At 71.5% G+C, this 22,198-nt stretch carries 23 protein-coding genes and 1 riboswitch; of the genes, 14 read left to right on the top strand and 9 right to left on the bottom strand.

Translation table 11 applies throughout. The features are described from left to right. The first annotated feature begins 65 nt into the window (after nt 1-65). Genes MF672_RS07270 through MF672_RS07255 form a run of 4 tightly spaced genes read left to right on the top strand, consistent with a single transcriptional unit; the run spans nt 66 to nt 3,998 of the window. The gene (locus MF672_RS07270) at nt 66-1,010 is read left to right on the top strand and encodes an ABC transporter permease (protein WP_242378231.1); all 945 of its coding nucleotides are present in this window, start codon (nt 66-68) and stop codon (nt 1,008-1,010) included. Then, entirely contained in the window at nt 1,003-1,947 is a 945-nt protein-coding gene (locus MF672_RS07265; protein WP_242378230.1) for an ABC transporter permease, read from the top strand. Before MF672_RS07270 ends, MF672_RS07265 begins: the two co-directional genes overlap by 8 nt. A 16-nt stretch (nt 1,948-1,963) precedes the next feature. After that, nucleotides 1,964-2,998, top strand: coding sequence for an ABC transporter ATP-binding protein (locus tag MF672_RS07260; RefSeq protein WP_242378229.1), 1,035 nt, complete (start codon nt 1,964-1,966; stop codon nt 2,996-2,998). Next, a complete protein-coding gene (locus tag MF672_RS07255; RefSeq protein WP_242378228.1) occupies nt 2,985-3,998 on the top strand; it encodes an ABC transporter ATP-binding protein in 1,014 nt (337 codons plus the stop codon). Before MF672_RS07260 ends, MF672_RS07255 begins: the two co-directional genes overlap by 14 nt. A gap of 51 nt (nt 3,999-4,049) precedes the next feature. Here MF672_RS07255 and MF672_RS07250 read toward each other — a convergent pair whose 3' ends face one another. The 5 genes from MF672_RS07250 to MF672_RS07230 form a co-directional block, all read right to left on the bottom strand. After that, entirely contained in the window at nt 4,050-5,243 is a 1,194-nt protein-coding gene (locus tag MF672_RS07250) for a lipid-transfer protein (protein WP_242378248.1), read from the bottom strand. Further along, a complete protein-coding gene (locus MF672_RS07245) occupies nt 5,240-5,644 on the bottom strand; it encodes a Zn-ribbon domain-containing OB-fold protein (RefSeq protein ID WP_242378226.1) in 405 nt (134 codons plus the stop codon). The genes MF672_RS07250 and MF672_RS07245 overlap by 4 nt, the downstream gene beginning before the upstream one ends. Nucleotides 5,645-5,669: 25 nt before the next feature. After that, complete coding sequence (locus MF672_RS07240; RefSeq protein ID WP_242378223.1) at nt 5,670-6,851, bottom strand: S8 family serine peptidase; 1,182 nt, start codon at nt 6,849-6,851, stop codon at nt 5,670-5,672. Beyond that, nucleotides 6,848-7,444, bottom strand: coding sequence for a hypothetical protein (locus MF672_RS07235; RefSeq protein ID WP_242378222.1), 597 nt, complete (start codon nt 7,442-7,444; stop codon nt 6,848-6,850). Before MF672_RS07235 ends, MF672_RS07240 begins: the two co-directional genes overlap by 4 nt. Before the next feature lie 147 nt (nt 7,445-7,591). Further along, the gene (locus tag MF672_RS07230) at nt 7,592-8,398 is read right to left on the bottom strand and encodes an SAM hydrolase/SAM-dependent halogenase family protein (protein ID WP_242378221.1); all 807 of its coding nucleotides are present in this window, start codon (nt 8,396-8,398) and stop codon (nt 7,592-7,594) included. 118 nt (nt 8,399-8,516) lie between these two features. On the opposite strand from MF672_RS07230, the gene MF672_RS07225 reads away from it, so the two are divergent. The 3 genes from MF672_RS07225 to MF672_RS07215 are packed head-to-tail and all read left to right on the top strand — an operon-like array spanning nt 8,517 to nt 10,249. Continuing rightward, nucleotides 8,517-8,816: a DUF3263 domain-containing protein gene (locus MF672_RS07225; protein WP_242378220.1), complete on the top strand. Its 300-nt coding sequence runs from the start codon at nt 8,517-8,519 to the stop codon at nt 8,814-8,816. Nucleotides 8,817-8,867: 51 nt separating this feature from the next. Further along, on the top strand, nt 8,868-9,623 hold the full coding sequence (gene otsB / locus MF672_RS07220; protein WP_242378219.1) for a trehalose-phosphatase: 756 nt from the start codon (nt 8,868-8,870) through the stop codon (nt 9,621-9,623). Between the two features lie 38 nt (nt 9,624-9,661). Beyond that, nucleotides 9,662-10,249, top strand: coding sequence for a hypothetical protein (locus MF672_RS07215; RefSeq protein WP_242378203.1), 588 nt, complete (start codon nt 9,662-9,664; stop codon nt 10,247-10,249). On the opposite strand, the gene MF672_RS07210 is transcribed toward MF672_RS07215, so the two are convergent. Beyond that, nucleotides 10,241-11,665 (bottom strand): alpha,alpha-trehalose-phosphate synthase (UDP-forming), encoded by a 1,425-nt coding sequence (locus MF672_RS07210; RefSeq protein WP_242378201.1) that lies wholly within the window; start codon nt 11,663-11,665, stop codon nt 10,241-10,243. The two genes, MF672_RS07215 and MF672_RS07210, sit on opposite strands and share 9 nt — an antisense overlap. 31 nt (nt 11,666-11,696) lie before the next feature. Here MF672_RS07210 and MF672_RS07205 point away from each other — a divergent pair, with 31 nt between their 5' ends. The 6 genes from MF672_RS07205 (at nt 11,697) to MF672_RS07180 (ending at nt 16,928) form a co-directional block, all read left to right on the top strand. After that, complete coding sequence (locus tag MF672_RS07205; RefSeq protein WP_242378199.1) at nt 11,697-12,251, top strand: RNA polymerase sigma factor; 555 nt, start codon at nt 11,697-11,699, stop codon at nt 12,249-12,251. 79 nt (nt 12,252-12,330) lie between these two features. After that, a riboswitch (SAM riboswitch) is annotated at nt 12,331-12,472 on the top strand. 13 nt (nt 12,473-12,485) lie between these two features. Continuing rightward, nucleotides 12,486-13,721, top strand: coding sequence for a threonine synthase (gene thrC / locus MF672_RS07200; RefSeq protein ID WP_242378197.1), 1,236 nt, complete (start codon nt 12,486-12,488; stop codon nt 13,719-13,721). Nucleotides 13,722-13,744: 23 nt separating this feature from the next. Further along, on the top strand, nt 13,745-14,020 hold the full coding sequence (locus tag MF672_RS07195) for a MoaD/ThiS family protein (protein ID WP_242378195.1): 276 nt from the start codon (nt 13,745-13,747) through the stop codon (nt 14,018-14,020). A 239-nt stretch (nt 14,021-14,259) separates the two neighbouring features. After that, entirely contained in the window at nt 14,260-14,460 is a 201-nt protein-coding gene (locus MF672_RS07190; RefSeq protein WP_020546479.1) for a cold-shock protein, read from the top strand. 355 nt (nt 14,461-14,815) lie between these two features. Then, nucleotides 14,816-16,441 (top strand): chaperonin GroEL, encoded by a 1,626-nt coding sequence (gene groL / locus MF672_RS07185; RefSeq protein ID WP_242378193.1) that lies wholly within the window; start codon nt 14,816-14,818, stop codon nt 16,439-16,441. A gap of 148 nt (nt 16,442-16,589) precedes the next feature. Further along, nucleotides 16,590-16,928, top strand: a complete 339-nt coding sequence (locus MF672_RS07180) for a hypothetical protein (RefSeq protein ID WP_242378191.1) — start codon at nt 16,590-16,592, stop codon at nt 16,926-16,928. A gap of 144 nt (nt 16,929-17,072) precedes the next feature. Here MF672_RS07180 and MF672_RS07175 read toward each other — a convergent pair whose 3' ends face one another. Next, complete coding sequence (locus MF672_RS07175) at nt 17,073-17,603, bottom strand: YbhB/YbcL family Raf kinase inhibitor-like protein (protein ID WP_242378188.1); 531 nt, start codon at nt 17,601-17,603, stop codon at nt 17,073-17,075. A gap of 95 nt (nt 17,604-17,698) precedes the next feature. Continuing rightward, nucleotides 17,699-19,726 carry a HelD family protein gene (locus MF672_RS07170; protein WP_242378186.1) on the bottom strand — a complete coding sequence of 676 codons (2,028 nt, stop codon included), beginning with the start codon at nt 19,724-19,726 and terminating at the stop codon, nt 17,699-17,701. Between the two features lie 188 nt (nt 19,727-19,914). Here MF672_RS07170 and MF672_RS07165 point away from each other — a divergent pair, with 188 nt between their 5' ends. Beyond that, nucleotides 19,915-20,241, top strand: a complete 327-nt coding sequence (locus MF672_RS07165) for a hypothetical protein (protein WP_242378184.1) — start codon at nt 19,915-19,917, stop codon at nt 20,239-20,241. A 267-nt stretch (nt 20,242-20,508) separates the two neighbouring features. Here the strand turns inward: MF672_RS07165 and MF672_RS07160 are convergent, their stop codons facing one another. Next, nucleotides 20,509-22,155: a DNA repair helicase XPB gene (locus MF672_RS07160; RefSeq protein ID WP_242378182.1), complete on the bottom strand. Its 1,647-nt coding sequence runs from the start codon at nt 22,153-22,155 to the stop codon at nt 20,509-20,511. Nucleotides 22,156-22,198: the final 43 nt, after the last annotated feature.

Raw genomic sequence — 22,198 nt, 5'->3', positions numbered from 1 at the left:
GCGGCTCCCCGGCCGGACACCCATATGGTCGAGGGGTGGCCTTTTCGCATGTACGGGAGGCTTAAATGGGCCGTTACATCATCAGACGTCTGCTCCAGTCGATCCCCGTGTTGCTGGGTGCCACCCTGCTCATCTTCGCCATCGTCTTCGCGCTGCCCGGCGATCCCATCGCGGCGCTGGCGGGCGACAAGCGGGCACTACCCAACATCGTCGCGATCCTCCGCGAGCAGTACCACCTCAACGATCCGCTGCTGGTCCAGTATTGGTACTACATCAGCGGCATCCTTTTCCACGGAGATTTCGGCCGCACGTTCGCCGAGGTGCCCGTGACCCAGATCATCTCCGGGAAGATCCAGGTCACCATCAACCTGGCGGTCGTCGCGCTGATCATCGAGGCGGCCATCGGCGTCGGGCTGGGCCTGTGGGCGGCGCTCAAGCGCGGCAAGGCCATCGACACCATGATCCTCGCCTCGACGCTGCTGCTGATCTCGGTGCCGACCCTGGTGTCGGGCTTCATCCTGCAGTTCATCCTCGGCGTGAAGCTCAAGCAGTGGACCGGGCTCGACGTCTTCCCGATCGCGGGCATCTCCGAAGGGCTGCGCAGCTATCTGCTGCCCGGCTTCGTGCTCGCGGGCGTGTCGATCGCCTACCTGACCCGGCTGACCAGGACCAGCCTGGCCGAGACGCTGCGCGCCGACTTCATCAGGACGGCCACCGCGAAGGGGTTGTCCCGGAGGCGCGTGGTCGGCCGGCACGCCCTGCGCAACGCGCTGATCCCGCTCATCACGTTCCTCGGCGCCGACCTCGGCAGCCTCATGGGCGGGGCGATCATCACCGAGAGAATCTTCAACCTGCCGGGCATCGGCAACCAGCTCTACATGTCGGTGTACCTCAGGGAGCAACCGGTGGTGGTCGGCATCGTGACCATGCTGGTCCTGGTCTACATCCTGGCCAACCTGGTCGTCGACGTGTTGTACGCAGTGCTCGACCCGAGGATCCGATATGAGTGACTTCCGACCGGACGGGCCTGTGCTGGCGCCCGAGGAAACCCCCGTCGAAAAGCCCCAGAAGAGGGAGAAGCAGGCCAAGCCGGCGAGCCTGTGGTCCGACGCCTGGTACGACCTGCGCAAGCGGCCCATCTTCATCATCTCCCTGATCATCATCGCCGTGCTGCTGCTGATGGCCTTCTGGCCGTCGCTGTTCAGCTCGGTCGACCCGTTCAACGCCCGCACCTGCGAGCTGGCCACGGCCCGCCAGGGGCCGAGCGCCGGGCACCCGTTCGGCCGCGACAACCTGGGCTGCGACCTGTACGCCCGGACGATCTACGGCGCGGCGAACTCGCTGAAGATCGGCATCAGCACGACGGTCGCCGCCGCGCTCATCGGCGGCCTGCTCGGCCTGATCGCCGGCTTCTTCGGCGGCGCGGTGGACAGCGTGGCCTCGCGCGTCACCGAGATCTTCTTCGCCATCCCCAGCGTGCTCGGCGCGCTGCTCATCGGATCGACCTTCCGTGACAGCGGGCTCGGGATCTGGCTGGTGGTCGCGGCGCTCACCGTGCTGGGCTGGCCGATGACGTTCCGGATCATGCGGGCGGCGGTCATCACCGCCAAGTCGCAGGACTACGTGGTGGCGGCCAGGGCGCTCGGCGCCGGGCCGGTCCGGATCATGTTCAGGCACCTGCTGCCCAACGCGCTCGCCTCGGTGATCGTCGTCGCGACGATCAACCTCGGCGGGTTCATCGCGGCCGAGGCCGCGCTGTCGTACCTGGGTGTGGGCGTGCAGCCGCCGGAGATCTCGTGGGGCCTCATGATCGCCGACGCGCAGCGCCGGTTCCTGGAGGCGCCGCTGCCGCTGATCTTCCCGGCCGTGTTCCTGAGCGTCACCGTGCTCGCGTTCATCATGCTGGGCGACGCCGTGCGCGACGCGCTCGACCCGAAGCTCAGGTAGAAGGGGGGACCGAACAGTGAGTAAGACGTCAGCGGACGTGTTGCCGGTCGAGGGAGGGCTCGGCAACGAACCGCTGCTCGCGGTCGACAACCTGCACGTGGAGTTCCACACCCGGGCGGGCGTCGTGCGCGCCGTGAACGGCGTGAGCTACACGGTCAACCCCGGTGAGACGCTGGCGGTGCTGGGCGAGTCGGGTTCCGGCAAGTCCGTGACCGCTCAGGCGATCATGGGCATCCTGGACATGCCGCCCGCGCGGATCCCCAAGGGGGAGATCCGCTTCAAGGGCACCGACCTGCTCAAGCTGTCGGAGGAGGCCCGCACCCAGGTGCGCGGCCAGCGCATCGCCATGATCTTCCAGGACGCGCTCTCCGCGCTCAACCCGGTCTTCACCGTGGGCTGGCAGATCAGCGAGATGTTCCGGGTGCACCGGGGCATGTCCAAGGGCGAGTCCATGAAGAAGGCCGTCGAGCTGATGGACCGGGTCCGCATCCCGGCCGCCAGGCAGCGCGTCAACGACTACCCGCACCAGTTCTCGGGCGGCATGCGGCAGCGCATCATGATCGCGATGTCCATCGCGCTCGACCCGGAGGTGCTCATCGCCGACGAGCCGACCACGGCTCTCGACGTGACCGTCCAGGCGCAGATCATGGAGCTGCTGGCCGAGCTGCAGCGCGAGAGCCAGATGGGCCTCATCCTGATCACCCACGACCTCGGCGTCGTGGCGGACGTGGCCGACAAGATCGCCGTCATGTACGCGGGCCGCATCGTCGAGAACGCCCCCGTGCACGACATCTACCGGGCGCCCGCCCACCCGTACACCAAGGGCCTGCTGGAGTCGATCCCCCGGGTCGACCTCAAGGGCCAGGACCTGTACGCGATCAAGGGCCTGCCGCCCAACCTGCTGGAACTGCCGTCCGGCTGCAGCTTCAACCCGCGCTGCCCGTACCGGCAGGGCAACTGCGTGACCGACGTCCCCCCGCTGTATCAGATCAGCGGCACGCGCGGCAGCGCCTGCCACTACTGGAGGGAGGTCCTCGATGGCGACCGGTGACAAGATCCTGGAGGTGCGCGACCTGGTCAAGCACTTCCCGCTGACCCAGGGCATCCTCTTCAAGCGGCAGATCGGCGCGATCAAGGCCGTCGACGGCGTCTCGTTCGACCTGCACAAGGGCGAGACGCTGGGCATCGTGGGCGAGTCGGGCTGCGGCAAGTCCACCCTCGCCAAGGTGCTGATGGCGCTGGAGCGGCCGACGTCCGGCTCGGTGCTGATCAACGGCCGCGACATCGGCCGGGCCAAGGGCGCCGAGCTCAAGCGCATGCGGCGCAACATCCAGATGGTCATGCAGGACCCGTACACGTCGCTGAACCCGCGGATGACCGTGGGCGACATCATCGGCGAGCCGTACGAGATCCACACCGAGGTCGCGCCCAAGGGCGACCGGCGCACGAAGGTGCAGGAGCTGCTGGAGGTGGTCGGGCTCAACCCCGACCACATCAACCGCTACCCGCACCAGTTCTCCGGCGGCCAGCGGCAGCGCATCGGCATCGCCCGCGGGCTGGCGCTCCAGCCTGAGATCATCGTCTGCGACGAGCCGGTCTCCGCGCTCGACGTGTCGATCCAGGCGCAGGTCATCAACCTGCTGGAGCGGCTGCAGAACGAGTTCGGGCTGGCCTACATCTTCATCGCGCACGACCTGTCGGTGGTGCGGCACATCTCCGACCGCGTCGGGGTGATGTACCTGGGCAAGTACGTCGAGCTCGGCAAGGACACCGAGATCTACGACCGGCCCGCGCACCCGTACACGCAGGCGCTGCTGTCGGCGGTGCCGGTGCCCGACCCGGAGGGGCGGGAGCAGCGGGAGCGGATCATCCTCCAGGGCGACCCGCCGTCGCCGGCCAACCCGCCGTCGGGCTGCCGGTTCCGGACGCGGTGCTGGAAGGCGCAGGAGATCTGCGCCGAGGAGGAGCCCCTGCTGCAGATCAGGCCGGGCACCTCGCACGAGAGCGCCTGCCACTTCGCCGAGACGCACGACGTCGTGCACATCGGCTGACCCGCCGCGGACGAGGCCCCTCCCGGTGTCCGGGAGGGGCCTTGCGCCTGTTCAGCGGGTCACGATGACGGCGCTGCCGTGGCCGAACAGGCCCTGGTTGGCCGCCAGCCCGGCCCGGGGCCCGTCGAGCTGGCGGCCGCCGGCCCGGCCGCGGAGCTGGTCGGTCAGTTCGCAGAGCTGCGCGAGGGCCTGGGCCGGGATCGCCTCGCCGAAGGAGGCGAGGCCGCCGGACGGGTTCACCGGGATCCGGCCGCCGAGCGCGGTGACGCCGTCGCGGAGCAGCTTCTCGGCCTCGCCGGGCGGGCACAGGCCGATGTCCTCGGTCCAGTCCAGCTCCAGCGCGGTGGACAGGTCGTACACCTCGGCCAGCGACAGGTCCTCGGGGCCGAGCCCGGCCTCCTCGTAGGCGGCGTGCGCGATGGCCGCGCGGAAGGGCCGCTCGGGCGGCGGGACGGCGGCGCAGGAGTCGGTGGCGAAGTTCGGCAGCTCCAGGACCGTGTTGGGGAAGGTGGGGGTCACGGTCGAGACGGCGGCCAGCCGGACCAGGTCGCGGGCGGCGGCGTGCCGGCGGGCGTACGTCTCCGAGGCCAGCACCACGGCCGCGCCGCCGTCGGAGGTGGCGCAGATGTCCATCAGCCGCAGCGGGTCGGCCACCATGGGCGAGGCCAGCACCTCCTCCGTGGTGACCGTCGCGCGGTAGCGGGCCATGGGGTTGAGCGCGCCGGCGCGGGCGTTCTTGACCTTGACGGCGGCGAAGTCGTACGGGGTCGAGCCGTGCAGGGCCATGCGGCGGCGGGCGTACAGGCCGAAATAGGCCGGGTTGGTGGCGCCGAGCAGGCGGAAGCGCAGCCAGTCGGGGTCGTCGGGGCGGTCGCCGCCGACCGGCTTGAAGAAGCCCTTCGGGGTGGAGTCGGCGCCGACGACGAGGGCGACGTCGCAGAGGCCGGCCAGGATGCGGGTGCGGGCGAGGTCCACGGCCTGGGCGCCGGAGGCGCAGGCGGCGTAGCAGGAGGCGACGCGGGCGCCGGTCCAGCCGAGGGCCTGGGCGTAGCTGGCGCCGGCGACGAAGCCCGGGTAACCGTTCCTGATGGTGTCGGCGCCGACCAGGTACTGGACGTCGGTCCAGGCGATCCCGGCGTCGCGCAGGGCGGCGCGGGCGGCGGCGAGGCCGTACTCCAGGAAGGGGCGGCCCTGCTTGCCCCAGGGGTGCATGCCGGTGCCGAGGACGACCACGCCGCCGCTCATGAGGCCCGCCGCCACATCCACACCAGCGGCCCGTCCGCGAGCGGGCCCGCCGTGAGCTCCAGCTCCATGCCGACCTCCAGCTCCTCGGCGGTGAGGCCGGCGACCTGGCCGAGCACGACGAGGCCGGCCCCGTCCAGCTCGACGGCGGCCAGGGTCACCGGCTCGTACGGCTGCGCCGCCACGTACGGCGCGGGCGGCGGGTAGGCGGAGCTCGTGTACGACCACACGCGCCCCCGCCGGGGCAGCCGGGTGACCTCCAGGTCCGTGCCCTCGCACCGGGGGTTGGGGCAGGAGCCGTGCCGGGGCGGGAAGCAGACGGTGCCGCAGGCCGCGCAGCGGGTGCCGAGCAGGACGACCCCGTCGTCGTCCACGGCGAACCAGCCCTCGATCGCGTACGTCATAGCCGGAGTATCACACAAGCGCTTGTTAGGGTGAATCCCCTTCGCCGCGCTTCCGCCGCCGCTGCCCCAGCACCACCCGCGCCGACATGACCGCCATCAGCGCCAGCATGCCCACCACCACGGCCGTCCTGCTGGCCGGCGCGCCCGGGCCGGGCCCCGGCCCGAAGTACGGGCCGGGCCGGGACGGCGGAACGGCCGGCGGCCCGAGCCCGTCGGCGGCGCGCAGCGCGAGCAGCGCGTTGGCCACCCCGTGGCCGTAGGAGTGGCTGTAGCCGCCCGCGGGCCGCTTCCTGGTGCCCTGCTCGATGGCCGTGCGCACCTCGTGCGGCGACAGGCCGGGACGGGCCGACCTGACGAGGGCCGCGATGCCCGCCACCATGGCGGCGGCCGAGCTGGTGCCGTCGCCCACCACGTACGAGTCGGCCCCGTCGGCCGTGACGATCTCCGTGCCCGGCGCGACCACGGACAGGTAGTCCTGGCGGTTGGAGAAACGGGCCACCTGGAGCCGCCGGTCCACCGCGCCGACGGCGATCACGCCGGGATAGGCGGCCGGGAAGTTCTTGCGGTTGCCCGCGTCGCCGTCGTTGCCCGAGGAGGCCACCAGCACCACGCCCTTGCCGAGCGCGTACTGCACCGCCTCCTCCTCGGCCGCCGAGCCCTCCCACGCGCCGCTGCCGCCGCCCAGGGACATGCTGATCACGCCCGCGCCGTGGTCGGCCGCGTACCGGATGCCCTGCGCCAGGGCGTCGTGCCCGTCCGGGGGCTGCCGCTCGCGCAGCGGGTCGCCGTTCTCCAGCGTGACCCGCACGGACAGGACGCCGGCCGCGGGCGCGACGCCGAGCACGCCGTCCAGGTGGCCCTCGCCGTGGCCGCGCCCGGCGATCAGGCTGGCCATGGCGGTGCCGTGGTGGCCCCACAGGCCCGTGCCGGGGCGGGCGCCCGTCAGGTCGGGGCCCTGGACGACGGCGCCCGCCAGGTCGGGATGGCGGGCGTTGACGCCGGTGTCGAGGACGGCGACCAGCACGCCCTCGCCCCTGCTGCGCCGCCACGCCTCGGGCAGCCGCAGCGCGTCGAGCTGCCACTGGCCCGCGCGGGCGACCGCGCCGACGTCGTCGCCCGCGCCGGGCGCCGGGACCGCCACCACGCAGGCGGCCAGCAGCACGGGGGCGAGGAGGCGGCGCACCGGGCGGTCCCTGGGGGGCCTCATCGGGTCAGCGTCCGCTGGAAGGCCGTCGCGAGCCGGCGCGCGGCGTCGCGGAGCCGGGGCTCGGGCGCGTCCTCCCGCCGGTACGGACGCCCGTCGGCGTACCCGGCGGCCGTGCCGACGAGGTAGGGGGCCCGGGAGCCGAGCAGCGCGCCGGTGACGTACTGCCGCGCGCCGAACCAGGCGGCCGCGCCGCGCGGGAAGGCCACCGGCCGCACGGTCGCCGGCCGGTCGCCGGCCCCGAGCGCCGCGAGATCGCCCGCGCCGCCGCCGGGCCGGTCGCTCACCACGCCGGTGAGCGCCGGGCGGTCGAGGACGGCGATGCCGACGGTGACGACGTAGGTCAGGGTGCTGTCGGCGTAGGTGGCGCGGAGCGCGGTGCGGCAGCCGGCGGCGAGCGCGCCGGGCTGGAACGCCTCCGGGCAGGACGCCTCGGGCGCGACGCCGACCAGCACGTACGTGACCCGCGCCCCCGACGGGCTGACCCCGGCGACCGCCGGGGGGAAGACCCGCTCGACCGGCCAGGCGTGCCAGCGCTCCGACACGGGCGGCTCGGGCGCCGGCCAGAGCGCGGTCACGAGGGTGAGGAGCAGCACAGCGGAGAGGTGGTACACGGCGGACCTCGAGCGGGTGAGGGGGGAACGCTCGACCAGACCGGCATTCTGGCACGCGACCGCGGGTGCAATCCGACGCTTCGGTAAACAGACCGATACGCGGAGTAATTCCGATCTGAGGCTTTAGTGCTACCGCGTGGGCGAAAGTCGGACATGCGCGCCGGGCGGGAGCCCCAGCCGCTGCGCCGCGTCACCGGAGTTGACCGCGATCGCGACCAGCCCCGCCGAGTCCGCGAAGGCCACCAGCTCACCCGGCGGCACCGCCGCGTACGTCTCCCGGTACGGCAGCGAGAGCTGCCGCCGCCCGAGCCACACGCCCAGCGTGTCGCCGATCTCGACGCCGAGCGCCCGCAGGTCGCCCGCCGCGATCGAGAGCTGGGTGTTGCCGTAGCGGTCCACCGAGACGACCTCGCCCTCCACCGAGCCGTCGCGGAGCTGCGAGGTCGGCTCGGGCAGCGTCACGAGCCGGCCCACCGGCACCTCGGGCCCCAGCTCGGACGGAGCCAGCCCGCCCCACAACCGGCCGGCGACCGGCGCGAACACGTCACGGCCCGGGAAGGTGGGCGACGCCGGGCGCAGGAAGTGCGCGTCGTTGCGGATCTCGTACGCGGCCCGCGCCCCGCCGCTGGCGCGCACCGCCCACGACAGCAGCCCGTTGTCCGGGCCGACGAACACCCGCCCGCCCGCCTCGACGGCGACCGCGCGCCGGGCGCCGCCGACGCCGGGGTCCACCGCGCCGACGTGCACGCCGCGCGGGAGGTAGGGGATGGTCTGGGCGAGGATCGCCGCGCCGCGCCGGACGTCCCCCGAGGGCACCAGATGACACACGTCGATCACCCGGGCCTGCGGAGCGATCCCGGCGATCACGCCATGGCAGGCGGCCACGTAGCCGTCCTCGAGCCCGTAGTCGGTGAGGAGCGTGATTACGGAGGTCACAATTCGTGACTGTACGTCTCCCAATCCACCGTGAACAGCCGCACTTCGCACATTACGATTGGCCACGGGCCGCGTGCGTGTGACGAGACCGTCGCACGCCCCCTCAGAGGAGGACACCATGGGAGCACCGCTCAGCGGTGACAGTGCTGCCCAGGAACCGTCCCGACAGCCACTCACGGAACGCGACATCGAGCTCCTCGCCTTCGAACGCCAATGGTGGCGCTACGCGGGCGCGAAGGAGCAGGCCATCAAGGAGACCTTCGGGTTCTCCGCCACGCGCTACTACCAGATGCTCGGCGAGTTGATCGACAGGCCGGAGGCGCTTGAGCACGACCCCATGCTGGTCAAGCGGCTTCGCCGGTTGCGCGCCACCCGCCAGCGCGACCGCGCCGCCAGAAGGCTTGGCATGCGCCCCTGACCGGCTGGGTACGGCAGCCGCGTGGAGAACATCCCTGGAATTGAAGCAATCTTGAAGGACCCGGCCGGGGCCGTGATCGGGCTCGACTTCGACGGAACCCTGTCTCCGATCGTGCCCGATCCGGCGGCCGCCGTGATCCACCCCAAGGCGCCCGCGGTCCTCGCCGACCTCGGCGCGCACGTGGGGGCCGTCGCCATCGTCACCGGCCGGCCGCCCGCCACCGCGCTGGAGCTGGGGCCGGGGCTGGCCGACGTCCCCGGGCTGGTCATCCTCGGGCACTACGGCTTCGAGCGCTGGGAGGGCGGCCGGATCTCCGCCCCGCCGCCGCCCGCGGGCGTGCCGCGGGTGCGGGCCGAGCTGCCGCTGCTGCTCGACCGGCTCGGCCTCACGGGCGTGGTGGTGGAGGACAAGGGCCGGGCCGTGGCGGTGCACACGCGCCGCAGCGCCGACCCCGAGGGCGCGCTGGCCGCGCTCCGCGAGCCGCTGGCCCGGCTCGCCGAGCGGCACGGGCTCGTGGTCGAGCCGGGCCGCATGGTGCTGGAGCTGCGCCCGGCCGGCATGGACAAGGGGCATGCGCTCGGCCTGTTCCTGGCCGAGCGGAACGCGCGCTCGGTGTTGTTCGCCGGTGACGACCTGGGCGACCTCGCGGCCTTCGACGCCGTACGCGCCTCCGGGCTGCCCGGCGTGACCGTGTGCAGCGGCTCGGCGGAGGTCAGCGCGCTGGCCGAGCGGGCCGACATCGTGGTGGACGGCCCGGACGGCGTGGTGGCCCTGCTGGCGGAGCTCGCGTCGGCGTTCAGTCGTTGATGACTGGACTGCAAGTGACGTTCCCTAGGGTCACGGGCATGTTCAAGCGTCACCTCGCCGTCGCGGCCGCCGCGGCGGCCACCCTCGCCACCCTCGCCACGGCCGTCCTGCCCGCGCACGCCGCCGCCCCCGCGCAGGCGCTCAAGCTGCGCGCCGGGCTGACCCTCTACATCCCCATCCAGTGGGTGGTGCACCGCTTCGGCCCCGACAACGTGCAGGTCGTGACCGGCAGGTGCGGCAAGGCCGAAGGCTGGCGCACGCTGGAGTGCGACGCCTTCTACATCCTCGGCCCGTCCTACATCAAGCGCGGCGCGGAGGGCTTCGGCCCCTACACCGGCAAGAACCCCTTCTACACGGCCAGCGACGTGCAGCCGTGCCCGTACAACCACAAGTGGGGCGAGTACGTCGGGCCGAAGGTCACCCGCGGCCTGCGCCAGGTCGGCCCCGGCCACAAGGCCGCCTACAACGCCTGGAAGTCCACCTGCGTCACCTACGACAAGGGCCGCACGAAGGGACACTTCACCCAGCGCGAGTGGTACCTGCCGAAGAGCCGGATCCTGGTCGTGGACCAGTGGGACACGCCCGGGCTGGCCGACACGCTCAAGAACGCCGACTGGTCACGCTAGGGCGTCCAGTTGGGCCGACAGCCACTTCTGCGGGGGCAGCGCGGTGGCCGCGGCGCACAGCTTGTCGCGCCGCGCCCGCCGCTCGTCCTCCGGCATCACCAGCGCCTCGTGCAGGGCGGCGGCGGTGCCGCTGATGTCGTACGGGTTGACCACGAGCGCGTGCGGCCCCAGCTCGGCCGCCGCGCCCGCCTCCCGCGAGAGCACCAGCGCGCAGCGCGGCGACAGCACCGGGCCCTCCTTGGCCACCAGGTTCATGCCGTCGCGGATCGGGTTGACCAGCAGCACGTCGGCCATCCGGTACGCGGCCAGCGAGCGCGGGTAGTCGTCGTGCACGTTGAGGATCAGCGGGTCCCAGTCCTCGGTGGCGAACTCGTTCTCGATCTCCTGGGCGCAGCGCTGCACCGAGGCGGTGTACTCGCGGTATTCGGGCAGGTCGTGCCTGCTGGGGTAGGCGAAGGCCAGGTGCACCACGCGGCCGTGCCACTCGGGATGGCCGGCGAGGAACTCGCCGTAGGCCACCAGGCCGCGCACGATGTTCTTCGACAGCTCGGTGCGGTCGATGCGGACGATCAGCCGCCGGTCGCCCACCTGCTCCCTGATCGCCGCCATGTGCGACTCGACGTCGGGCTCGCCGGCCCGCTCCCACAGCGCCGCGCCGTCCACCCCCAGGCTGTGGACGCCGATCCTGGTGGTGCGGCCCTCGTGGGTGACGGCGCGGGCGGCGCGGTCGACCTCCGCGCCGAGCAGCGACTCGCAGCAGTCCATGAACGCCGCCGCCCACCGCGCGGTGAGGAACCCGGCGTGGTCGGCGCCGAGTATGCCCTCCAGGACCTCCCCGGCCACCTCGTCGGGCAGCAGCGAGAAGTACTCGGGCGGCGCCCACGGGGTGTGGCTGAAGTGCGCGATGCGCAGGTCGGGGCGCTCGGCCCGGAGCATGGCGGGGGTGAGGGTCAGGTGATAGTCCTGTACCATCACGCGGGCCTCGTGGCCCGCCTCCTCGGCCAGGGCGAGCGCGAAGGCGCCGTTGTAGTCGCGGTAGGACGCCCACTCCCGGCCGAAGCGGGTGCCGAAGTTGGGCGCGTTGGGGATGTCGTACAGCAGGTGGTTGACGAACCACAGGGTGGAGTTGGCGACGGCGTTGTAGGCCCGGTGGAACGTCGCCGCCGGGATGTCGAGCATGCGCAGCGGCCCCGTGTCGTAGCCGGCGTGGTCGAGCCGGCCGCCGGGGGACACGCGCACGGCGCTGCGGTCGTCGTCCGACAACGCGGCGCAGACCCACAGAACACCGTCCTCCTTGGTCACGCCGGACAGCCCGGACACCAGACCGCCGCCGCCGCGCTTCATGATGAGGACGCCGTCGTCGGAGACGGTGAAGGAGACCGGCCCTCTGTTGGAGGCCACCAGGACGCTGTTCATCGAAGCTCCCTTCGATCATAGGATCCCAGCTATGGCGCTTGATGAGCTAACCGAGGAACTCGCCCGATCCGCCGCCGCGGGAGATCATCGCGCGCTCGGCGAGCTGCTGGCCAGGATCGAGCCCGATGTGATGCGCCACTGCTCCCGGATCCTGCCCTACCACCAGGACGCCGAGGAGGCCTCGCAGGACACCCTGCTCGCCGTGGCCCGCAACATCGGGCGCTTCGAGGGCCGGGCCAGGTTCAGCACCTGGCTGCACATCGTCACGGCCAACTGCGCGCGCACGACGTACCGGTCGCTGAAACGCCGGGCCGCCGAGCAGACCTCCGACGAGCTGCCGATGCAGAAGCCCGACGTGCGGCGGGTCAGCGTGATCGCCGGCTCCCGGCTCGACCTGCTCGACGCGATGGAGGCGCTGGAGGCCGACAAGCCGGACCTCGCGCAGGCCCTCGTGTTGCGCGATATCGTGCAGCTCGACTACAACGAGGTGGCCGAGCAGCTCGGCATCCCGCTGGGCACCGCGAAGTCCCGGATCCACCAGGCACGCAAGTACGTGCAGGCGGTGCTGGGTGAGGACTACCGCTGAGACGGCCCGTCTCGAATGCTGAGACAGGTAGTAATTTCGGCCACTTAAGCGGGTAGAGTCCTATTCAACAACTTCATATTGCTCATCCAGAGGGGTGGAGGGACCGGCCCTGCGAAGCCCCGGCAACCCTCCCGGCTTTCGACTCGCGACCTGGCGAGGCCGACCGGGACAAGGTGCCAATTCCGGTTCGCGGTCAAGGTGGCCGTGGGCGAAGATGAGGGAAGGCCTCGCTTCATGTCGCACGACTTTGGTCCTGCCGTCGCTCTGTCCTGCCGCGAGTGCGGCGCCCGCTACCCGCTCGGGCCCAGCTTCGCGTGCCAGGAGTGTTTCGGGCCGCTCGAGGCGGCCTACGAGTTCGGCCGGGTGACCCGCGAGGAGATCGCCGCGGGCCCGGCCAGCATCTGGCGCTACCGGGCGCTGCTGCCCGTCCCCGCCGACGTGGCCACCAAGCCCAACATGAACCCGGGCTGGACGAAGCTGGTCAGGGCGGGCAACCTCGGGCGGGCGCTCGGCATCAGGTCCCTGCACGTCAAGGACGACTCCGGCAACCCCACCCACTCCTTCAAGGACCGGGTGGTCGCCATCGCCGTCGAGGCGGCGCGCACCTTCGGCTTCCACACGCTGTCCTGCTCCTCCACCGGCAACCTGGCCGGCGCGGTGACGGCCGCCGCGGCGCGGGCCGGGCTCGACGCCTGCGTGTTCATCCCGGCGAACCTCGAAGAGGCCAAGATCGCGATGGCCCGGGTGTTCGGCGGCAGGCTGATCGGCATCGACGGCACCTACGACGAGGTCAACCGGTTCTGCTCCGAGCTGATCGGCGACCCCCTGGGCGACAAGTGGGGCTTCGTCAACGTCAACCTGCGGCCCTACTACGCCGAGGGCTCCAAGACGCTCGCGTACGAGATCGCCGAGCAGCTCGGCTGGCGGCTGCCGGAGCAGATCGTCATCCCGATCGCCTCCGGCTCGCAGCTCACCAAGATCGACAAGGGCTTCAAGGAGCTCATCGCGCTCGGCCTGGTCGAGGACGCCCCCTACAAGATCTTCGGGGCGCAGGCGGCCGGGTGCTCGCCGGTGTCGGCGGCGTACAAGGCGGGGCACGACGTCGTCCAGCCGGTCAAGCCCGACACCATCGCCAAGTCGCTGGCCATCGGCAACCCGGCGGACGGACCGTACGTGCTGGACATCGCCCGGCGCACCGGCGGGGCCGTCGAGGACGTCACCGACCCCGAGATCGTGGCCGCGATCAAGCTGCTCGCCTCGACCGAGGGCATCTTCGCCGAGACCGCGGGCGGGGTGACCGTGGGCGTGCTGAAGAAGCTCGTCGAGAGCGGCCGGCTCGACCCGGAGGCCGAGACCGTGGTGCTCAACACGGGCGACGGGCTGAAGACGCTCGACGCCGTCGCCGGCGAGTCGTCGCGGCCCACCGCCGTGATCAGGCCCTCTCTCGACGCGTTCCGCGCGGCTGTCTGACAACCAGGAAAGGCGAGATAACCATGAGCGTTACTGTGCGGATTCCCACCATTCTGCGCACGTACACCGGCGGAAACGCGGAAGTCGGTGGCGAGGGCGCGACTCTTCGTGACGTGCTCGCCAAGCTCGACGCGGACTACCCGGGTATCGGCGCGCGCATTCTGGATGAATCGGGCAAGATTCGGCGTTTCGTCAACGTTTACGTCGGGGAAGAGGACGTCCGATTCGCCGAAGGGCTCGACACTCCCGCCCCGCAGGGCGCCCAGATCTCCATCATCCCGGCGGTCGCCGGCGGCTGAGTGCCCTACGACATGACGGAAGGCGCCCCCAGTGGGCGCCTTCTGGCTTTTCGGTCCAATTCAAGGTTGAAGTACCTTCTCTGCGAACAAATGCGCCGTTTGCGGATTGACTCTGTTGCCAAACCCCGTGCCACAGGTATGGTCGAGGCGATCGTCTGGCTGTTTTCCCTTAAGTCGGGCGATTACGGGTCTCGCGGTGGAATGGGCGGGATCCGTAGCCCCAGTAAGAGGAGTCGGAAGTGGCGCAGGGCACCGTCAAATGGTTCAACGCGGACAAGGGCTACGGCTTCATCGCGGTAGACGGTGGTAAGGATGTATTCGTCCATTACTCCGCGATCCTGATGGACGGGTACCGATCTCTCGAACAAGGCCAGCGGGTCGAGTTCGAGATCACGCAGGGCCAGAAGGGACCGCAGGCCGAGTCTGTCCGCGCGGTCTGATTCACGTCACTGGTACGCACCGGCGGCCTCGCGCGGCAACGCAGTCCGTGCGACTCCGCCACCCCTCGTATTCACCGATCCAGACGGCGGGCCACACGGTGAGCGGCCCGCCGTCCGGGGACGTGCGCTACGCGGAGCCGACTGGGCTGACCTGCGAGCCGTTCCCTCCCGAAGGTCGTTCGCTTGCACTCGGCAGGGTAGAGTGCTAAACAGTTCGTTGGCACTCTGTGTGGCAGAGTGCCAATGACTCGGGATCGAGACGATGGGGTCTGCCGAACGGAGATGCAGGCCCTTGCCGTCGCGGGCGTCGGCTCGGTCCAGGACACGCCACCCTGCATCTGGGAGGTCTAGCCTTATGGCAGCCAAGATGATCGCGTTTGACGAGGACGCCCGGCGCGGTCTCGAGCGCGGCATGAACCAGCTCGCCGACGCCGTCAAGGTGACCTTGGGCCCCAAGGGCCGCAACGTCGTGCTGGAGAAGAAGTGGGGCGCTCCCACGATCACCAACGACGGCGTCTCCATCGCCAAGGAGATCGAGCTCGAGGACCCGTGGGAGAAGATCGGCGCCGAGCTGGTCAAGGAAGTCGCCAAGAAGACGGATGACGTCGCCGGCGACGGCACCACCACCGCCACCGTGCTCGCCCAGGCGCTGGTACGCGAGGGCCTGCGCAACGTAGCCGCCGGCGCCAACCCGATGGCCCTGAAGAAGGGCATCGAGGCCGCCGTCGAGCGCGTCAGCGAGGAGCTCTCCAAGCTGGCCAAGGACGTGGAGACCAAGGAGCAGATCGCCTCCACCGCCTCCATCTCCGCCGCCGACCCCGAGATCGGCTCGCTCATCGCCGAGGCGATGGACAAGGTCGGCAAGGAAGGCGTCATCACCGTCGAGGAGAGCAACACCTTCGGCCTGGAGCTCGAGCTCACCGAGGGCATGCGGTTCGACAAGGGCATGGTGTCGATGTACTTCGTCACCGACTCCGACCGCATGGAGGCCGTCCTCGAGGACCCGTACATCCTGATCGTCAACAGCAAGGTCTCCGCCAACAAGGACCTGCTGCCCCTGCTCGACAAGGTCGTGCAATCCGGCAAGCCGCTGCTGATCATCGCTGAGGACGTCGAGGGCGAGGCCCTGGCCACCCTGGTCGTCAACAAGATCCGCGGCCTGTTCCGCTCCGTGGCCGTCAAGGCCCCGGGCTTCGGCGACCGCCGCAAGGCCATGCTCAACGACATCGCCATCCTCACCGGTGGCCAGGTCATCGCCGAGGAGGTCGGTCTCAAGCTCGAGAACGCCACCCTCGACCTGCTGGGCCGCGCGCGCAAGGTCGTCGTCACCAAGGACGAGACCACGATCGTCGACGGCGCCGGTGACGCCGAGCAGATCTCCGGCCGGGTCAACGAGATCCGCGCCGAGATCGAGCGCACCGACTCCGACTACGACCGCGAGAAGCTCCAGGAGCGCCTCGCCAAGCTGGCCGGCGGCGTCGCCGTCATCAAGGCCGGCGCGGCCACCGAGGTCGAGCTGAAGGAGCGCAAGCACCGCATCGAGGACGCCGTCCGCAACGCGAAGGCGGCCGTCGAGGAGGGCATCGTCCCCGGCGGTGGCGTGGCGCTGCTGCAGGCCGGCGCCAAGGCGTTCGACAAGCTGGAGCTGGCCGGCGACGAGGCCACCGGCGCCTCGATCGTCCGCAAGGCCCTGGAGGAGCCGCTCAAGCAGATCGCGGTCAACGCCGGCCTCGAGGGCGGCGTCGTGGTGGAGAAGGTCCGCAACCTCACTCCGGGTGAGGGCCTCAACGCCGCGAGCGGCGAGTACGTCAACATGTTCGAGTCGGGCATCATCGACCCGGCCAAGGTGACGCGCTCCGCGCTGCAGAACGCCGCCTCCATCGCGGCGCTCTTCCTCACCACCGAGGCCGTCATCGCCGAGAAGCCCGAGAAGACCCCGGCCGCTCCCGCCATGCCCGGCGGCGGCGACATGGACTTCTAGGTCTTTTCGCGACGCCGAGACGAAGAGCGGCCCGGGTTTTCCGGGCCGCTCTTGTTTTCGTTTACCGGCCATTACGTTTCACAATTGATCCGCTACCCGCAGTGAGGAAATGTGTGTGCCGAACACGCTTCCACGAAAGGAGTAGCGGATGTTTTCCCGCACCAGGCGCATTCTGGGCGTCGCCCTTCTCGCGCTGGCCGCCGCGATCGCGGCGGGCGCTCCCGCGAGTGCCGACGAGGAGATCACCTCCGACATCCAGCTCCCGCGCGAGCTGCGCTTCTGCACGCCGGGCGGGCTCGGGCTGCCGATGCTCGACGGACTGCTGGGCCAGGTCATGGGCTGCGGCGGGCCGGCCGCCCGCCCGGCCTCGGCGGGCATACCGGACCGCCCGATGAGCGCCTACGAGCACCAGATGTGGCTGGAGGCGGCGGCCACGGCGGACGAGCTGCCGCCCCGGGCCGGATGGAGCGGGGCCGGCACGCCGTGACCCCGCCCCGGGCGGCCTTCCAGGGCCACGGGCTGGAACGCGGGCCGTGAGCTTGGCCCAGGACCGCGGGCCCGCGCCGGGCCGTAACCCGACCGCCTGGGGGCCGTTATCCGGTGACCGGGCGTGACCCTGGCGCGGCGGGGCTCAGACGCCGTACACCGGGATGACGTGGCCCCGGGCCAGGGTGTTGGCGGTGATGTTGAAGCCGACCACCGCCGGGCTGGCGTCGCCGTCCACGCCCAGCTTGTCCACGCCCAGCGCGTGGACGGTGAAGACGTAGCGGTGCGGGTCGCCGGGCGGCGGGGCCGCGCCGCCGAAGGCCTTGAGCCCGTAGTCGTTGCGGGCGTGCACGGCGCCCTCGGGCAGCCCCTTGAAGTCGGGGGCGGTGCCCGCGCCCGTGGGCAGCTCGGTCACCGAGGCCGGCAGGTCGAACAGCACCCAGTGCCAGAACCCGCTGCCCGTCGGGGCGTCGGGGTCGTAGCAGGTGACGGCGTAGCCGCGGGTGCCGGCCGGCGCGCCGGACCAGCGGAGCTGGGGCGAGACGTTCTGGCCGGTCATGCCCCAGTCGTTGAAGACGTGCAGGTCGCTCAGCCGCTCGCCGTCCTGGATGTCGTCGCTCTCGACCACGAGCGCGGGAACCGACGGCAGGTGTTCATGTGGCAGCGGTGCTGGCACGGCATCCTCCTAGGTAGAGAGCGTTCCTGCTCGCCATCCTAGAAGCGGCCGGGCCTGGCCTCCGTCAGGCCACCGGTTCCCGCGCCGCGGGCGGGTCAGCCCGTCAGCTCGGCGGGCAGCGGCTGGTCGTGCAGGACCGTGAGGGAGGTCACCGCGCGGGTCAGGACCACGTACAGGCGGGCCAGGCCGCGCGGCTCGGCGGCGACGATGTCCGCGGGCTCGACCACGATCACGTGGTCGTACTCCAGGCCCTTGGCCAGGGTCGCGGGGACGACGAGCAGACGGTGCCCGCCGTCCTCGGCGGCGTCGGGGTCGAGCACGGCGTGCGGCAGCCCGGACAGGGCGGTCGAGACCTCGGCGACCCGCGCGTCGGGCACGATGACGCCGATCGAGCCCTCCTGGGTGAGCAGCCGCGCGGCCGCCGCGGCCGGGTCGCCGCCCCTGCTGACGGTCAGCGAGCCGGCGCCGGGACGCAGCGAGCGCGGCGCGGCCAGGCCGGGGGCGATGGACGGCAGGAGCCGCGCGGCGAAGTCGAGCACCTCGCGCGGCACGCGGAAGCCGAGCGTCAGCTCGGTGACCTCGCCCTCGCGCTGGCCCAGGTGCTCGAGCACGGTCTCCCACGAGCTGGTGGACCAGGGTGTGGTGCCCTGCGCCAGGTCGCCGAGCACGGTGGCCGAGCCGTTGCGGCAGCGGCGGCCGAGCGCGCGGAGCTGCATCTCCGACAGGTCCTGGGCCTCGTCCACGACCAGGTGGCCGAGGGACGGGGTGCGCTCCATGAGGTCGCGGAGCTCGTCGAGGAGCGCGGCGTCCGCGGCCGACCACTTGGCGGACTTGTGGCTCCGGTACGGCTTCCGCCAGAGCAGCATTTCCTGCTCCTCGGGCGACAAGTCGGACTTGGCGGCTCTGGCGAGGAAGTCCGGCTCCGCCAGCAGCCGGTGCAGCACCTGCTCCGGCGTCAGCCTCGGCCAGACCGCGTCCACGAGCTGCTTGACCGGCTTCGACCGGGCCACCGCGTCCTGCACCCGGTCGTCGGGCGACTCGCCGCGCTGCTCCATGCGCACCAGCACCATGTGGGCCAGCCGCTGCGCCAGCGCCGCCCGGCCGGGCAGGTAGCGGGTCGTGCCGCGCAGGGAGGCGACGATCTCGCGCACCTCGTGGTCGGCCACCCGGTAGCGGTAGGCGCCCTTGGTGAACACCAGGCCCTCCTCCGGCTTCACGATGTGCAGCCAGAGCGCCCGCTCCAGCACCGCGGCCATCCGGGCGTCGCCCTTGAGCGCGGCCACCAGCGGCTCCTCGGGCGCGGCGTGCTCGCCGAGCAGGCCGGCCACCGTCGTCTGGTCCACCTTGACCTCGCCGAGGGCGGGCAGGACGGAGGAGATGTAGGACAGGAACGCCCGGTTCGGGCCGACGATCATCACGCCGGACCTGGACAGGCGCTCGCGGTGGGTGAACAGCAGGTAGGCCGCCCGGTGCAGGCCCACGGCGGTCTTCCCGGTGCCGGGCGCGCCCTGGACGCAGACCGTCTGGGCGAGGGCCGAGCGGACGATCTCGTCCTGGTCGGGCTGGATCGTGGCCACGATGTCGCGCATCGGGCCGGTGCGCGGGCGCTCGATCTCCTCGGTCAGGATCTTCGACGGGCCCAGCTCGACGTCCCCGTCGGCCAGGGGCTCGTCCTCGTAGGCGGTGAGCGCGCCGCCGTGGTAGCCGAAGCGGCGGCGGCGTACGACGCCCATCGGGTCGGCGGGGCTGGCCTGGTAGAAGGCGCGGGAGACGGGGGCGCGCCAGTCGATGACGAGCGGCTTGCTGTGGCCGTCGTGGACGTGGCGGCGGCCGACGTAGATGGTGCCCGGCAGGTCGTCGCCGCTCTCGCGGTCGAGGCGGCCGAAGAACAGCGGGGTGTCGGGGTGGTCGGCCAGGGCGGCGACGCGCTGGTCGAGCAGGGCCTGGAGGATCTGCTGGGACACCCAGTCGCCGGCCGCGTCGGCCGAGAGGGACTGGGCGTGGGCGCGCATGGCCGTCAGCGCCGCCCTGGACTCGGCCAGGTGGTGCTGCTCGGCGGCCAGGACGGCGGCGGGGTCGCCGGGATCGGCGGGTATGTCGGGGGCCAGCTGGTGCGCGGGCATGCGGAAGTGCCTCCTTTGTCGGGTACGGAGGTGGTCAAGGCAGCGAATCGACCAGTTTAGCGACGGGCGGCGGGGGCTTCCAAAGGATTTACGCCCGCGGGACGCGCCGCCGTGGAAGGGCATACCCGACGGCGGGGAGGGCGGGGTTGAGGGTCGAGGGGGGCGGGTAGGACGGGGAGGTGGCGCGGGTGCAGGTTCGGTTCTCGCCGATCATCCCCACGATCGCGAGCTTCCTCCTCGCGGCGCTCTGGGGCCTGTCGGTGTTCGCGGGCTGGGGCCTGGAGGCCTTCTGCGCGGACGGCGAGAGCGTCTGCGCGCAGCGCCTGAGCACGGCCTCCACGGTGTCCGGCCTGGTCGCGGCGCTCGCGGCGTGCTGCACGGCCGCCGCCTGGCTGCTGCCGCCGGCGCGGCACGATGTGCGGTTGTTCGGCCGGCTCATGGGCGCCGGCGTGGCGGCGTGGGTGGTGGCCGAGGGCGTGCTGTTCCTCGGCGGCCTGCTGGCCCGCCGGCCCTGACCCCTGGATCGGCGGGCGCTGAGCGGCGATAACGGCCCTGACACATCCCCCAGTTACGGAACTAACCCGGGAATACCGAAAAAATCGGGCATATCAGGTGGGTTTGCCGGATCATGAGGGTATGTCGCAGGCGGCGTGATAGTACGCAGGTGAGGGGGGTGGTTCGATTGTCGACGGCCCGCGGAGTCTCGTGGACGTGACACCACGCTGAATGCTCGGCCGCTCGCCCGAGCGGCCGGGCCTCCACCTTCCCGTCACACTCTCCCGTCACACCCCGCCGAGCACGTCGTCGGCGTCGATGATCTGGTACGCGTACCCCTGCTCGGCCAGGAAACGCTGCCGGTGCGCCGCGAACTCCTGGTCGACCGTGTCGCGGCTGACCACGGTGTAGAACCGCGCGCCGCCGCCGCCCGCCTTGGGCCGCAGCACCCGGCCGAGCCGCTGCGCCTCCTCCTGCCGCGAGCCGAACGTCCCCGACACCTGGATGGCGACCGACGCCTCCGGCAGGTCGATCGAGAAGTTCGCGACCTTGGAGACCACCAGCACCTGGATCTCCTTGTCGCGGAAGGCCTGGTAGAGGCGTTCGCGCTCCTTGACCCGCGTCTCGCCCTTGATGACCGGCGCGCCCAGGTGCTCGCCCAGCTCGTCGAGCTGGTCGATGTACTGGCCGATGACCAGCACCTGCTCGCCCGCGTGCCGCCGCACCAGCGCCTCGGTCACCCGCGTCTTGGACGGCGTGGTGGCGCAGAAGCGGTAGCGCTCCTCCGACTCGGCCATCGCGTACGCCAGCCGCTCCTCGTCGGTCAGCGTGACCCGCACCTCGACGCAGTCGGCCGGCGCGATCCAGCCCTGGTTCTCCATCTCCTTCCAGGGCGCGTCGTAGCGCTTGGGGCCGATGAGCGAGAACACGTCGCCCTCGCGCCCGTCCTCGCGCACCAGCGTCGCGGTGAGCCCGACGCGCCTGCGCGCCTGCAGGTCGGCCGTCATCCGGAAGATCGGCGCGGGCAGCAGGTGCACCTCGTCGTAGACGATGAGCCCCCAGTCGCGCGCGTCGAACAGCTCCAGGTGGCTGTAGACGCCCTTTCGCCTGGTGGTCATCACCTGGTAGGTGGCGATGGTGACCGGGCGGATCTCCTTCCTGGTGCCGCTGTACTCGCCGATCTCGTCCTCGGTGAGGGACGTGCGCTTCAGCAGCTCGGTCTTCCACTGGTGGGCGGAGACCGTGTTGGTGACCAGGATGAGCGTGGTGGCCTGGGCGCGGGCCATGGCGGCCGCGCCCACGATGGTCTTGCCGGCGCCGCAGGGCAGCACGACCACGCCGGAGCCGCCGTGCCAGAAGGCGTCGGCCGCCTCCTGCTGGTAGGGCCGCAGCGACCAGCCCTCCTGCGTGAGCGTGATGGGGTGGGCCTCGCCGTCGACGTAGCCGGCCAGGTCTTCCGCCGGCCAGCCCAGCTTGAGCAGAGCCTGCTTGACGTTGCCGCGGTCGCTCGGGTGCACGACGACCGAGTCGGCGCCGAGGCGCTCGCCCAGCATCGGCTGGATCTTCTTGGAGCGCAGCACCTCCTCCAGCACCGCGCGGTCGCTGGAGGTGAGGACGAGGCCGTTGACCGGGTCCTTCTCCAGGCGCAGGCGGCCGTAGCGGGCCATGGTCTCGGCGATGTCCACGAGCAGCGCGTGCGGCACCGGGTAGCGGCTGTGGCTGATGAGCGCGTCGATGACCTGCTCGGCGTCGTGGCCGGCGGCGCGGGCGTTCCACAGCGCCAGCGGAGTGACGCGGTAGGTGTGCACGTGCTCGGGAGCGCGTTCGAGCTCGGCGAACGGCGCGATCGCCTTGCGGCACTCGTCGGCCTTGTCGTGGTCGACCTCGAGCAGCAGTGTCTTGTCCGACTGGACGATGAGCGGGCCGTCGTTCACGGAATCCCTTCCTACGGTTGACCCTTATCCAACACAGCCGACG

Origin of the sequence: Actinomadura luzonensis (genome assembly GCF_022664455.2) — a bacterium.
GTDB classification, from domain to species: Bacteria; Actinomycetota; Actinomycetes; order Streptosporangiales; family Streptosporangiaceae; genus Nonomuraea; species Nonomuraea luzonensis.
The sequence above is the reverse complement of the archived record's forward strand: the minus strand, read 5'-3'. Positions and strand labels throughout refer to the sequence as shown.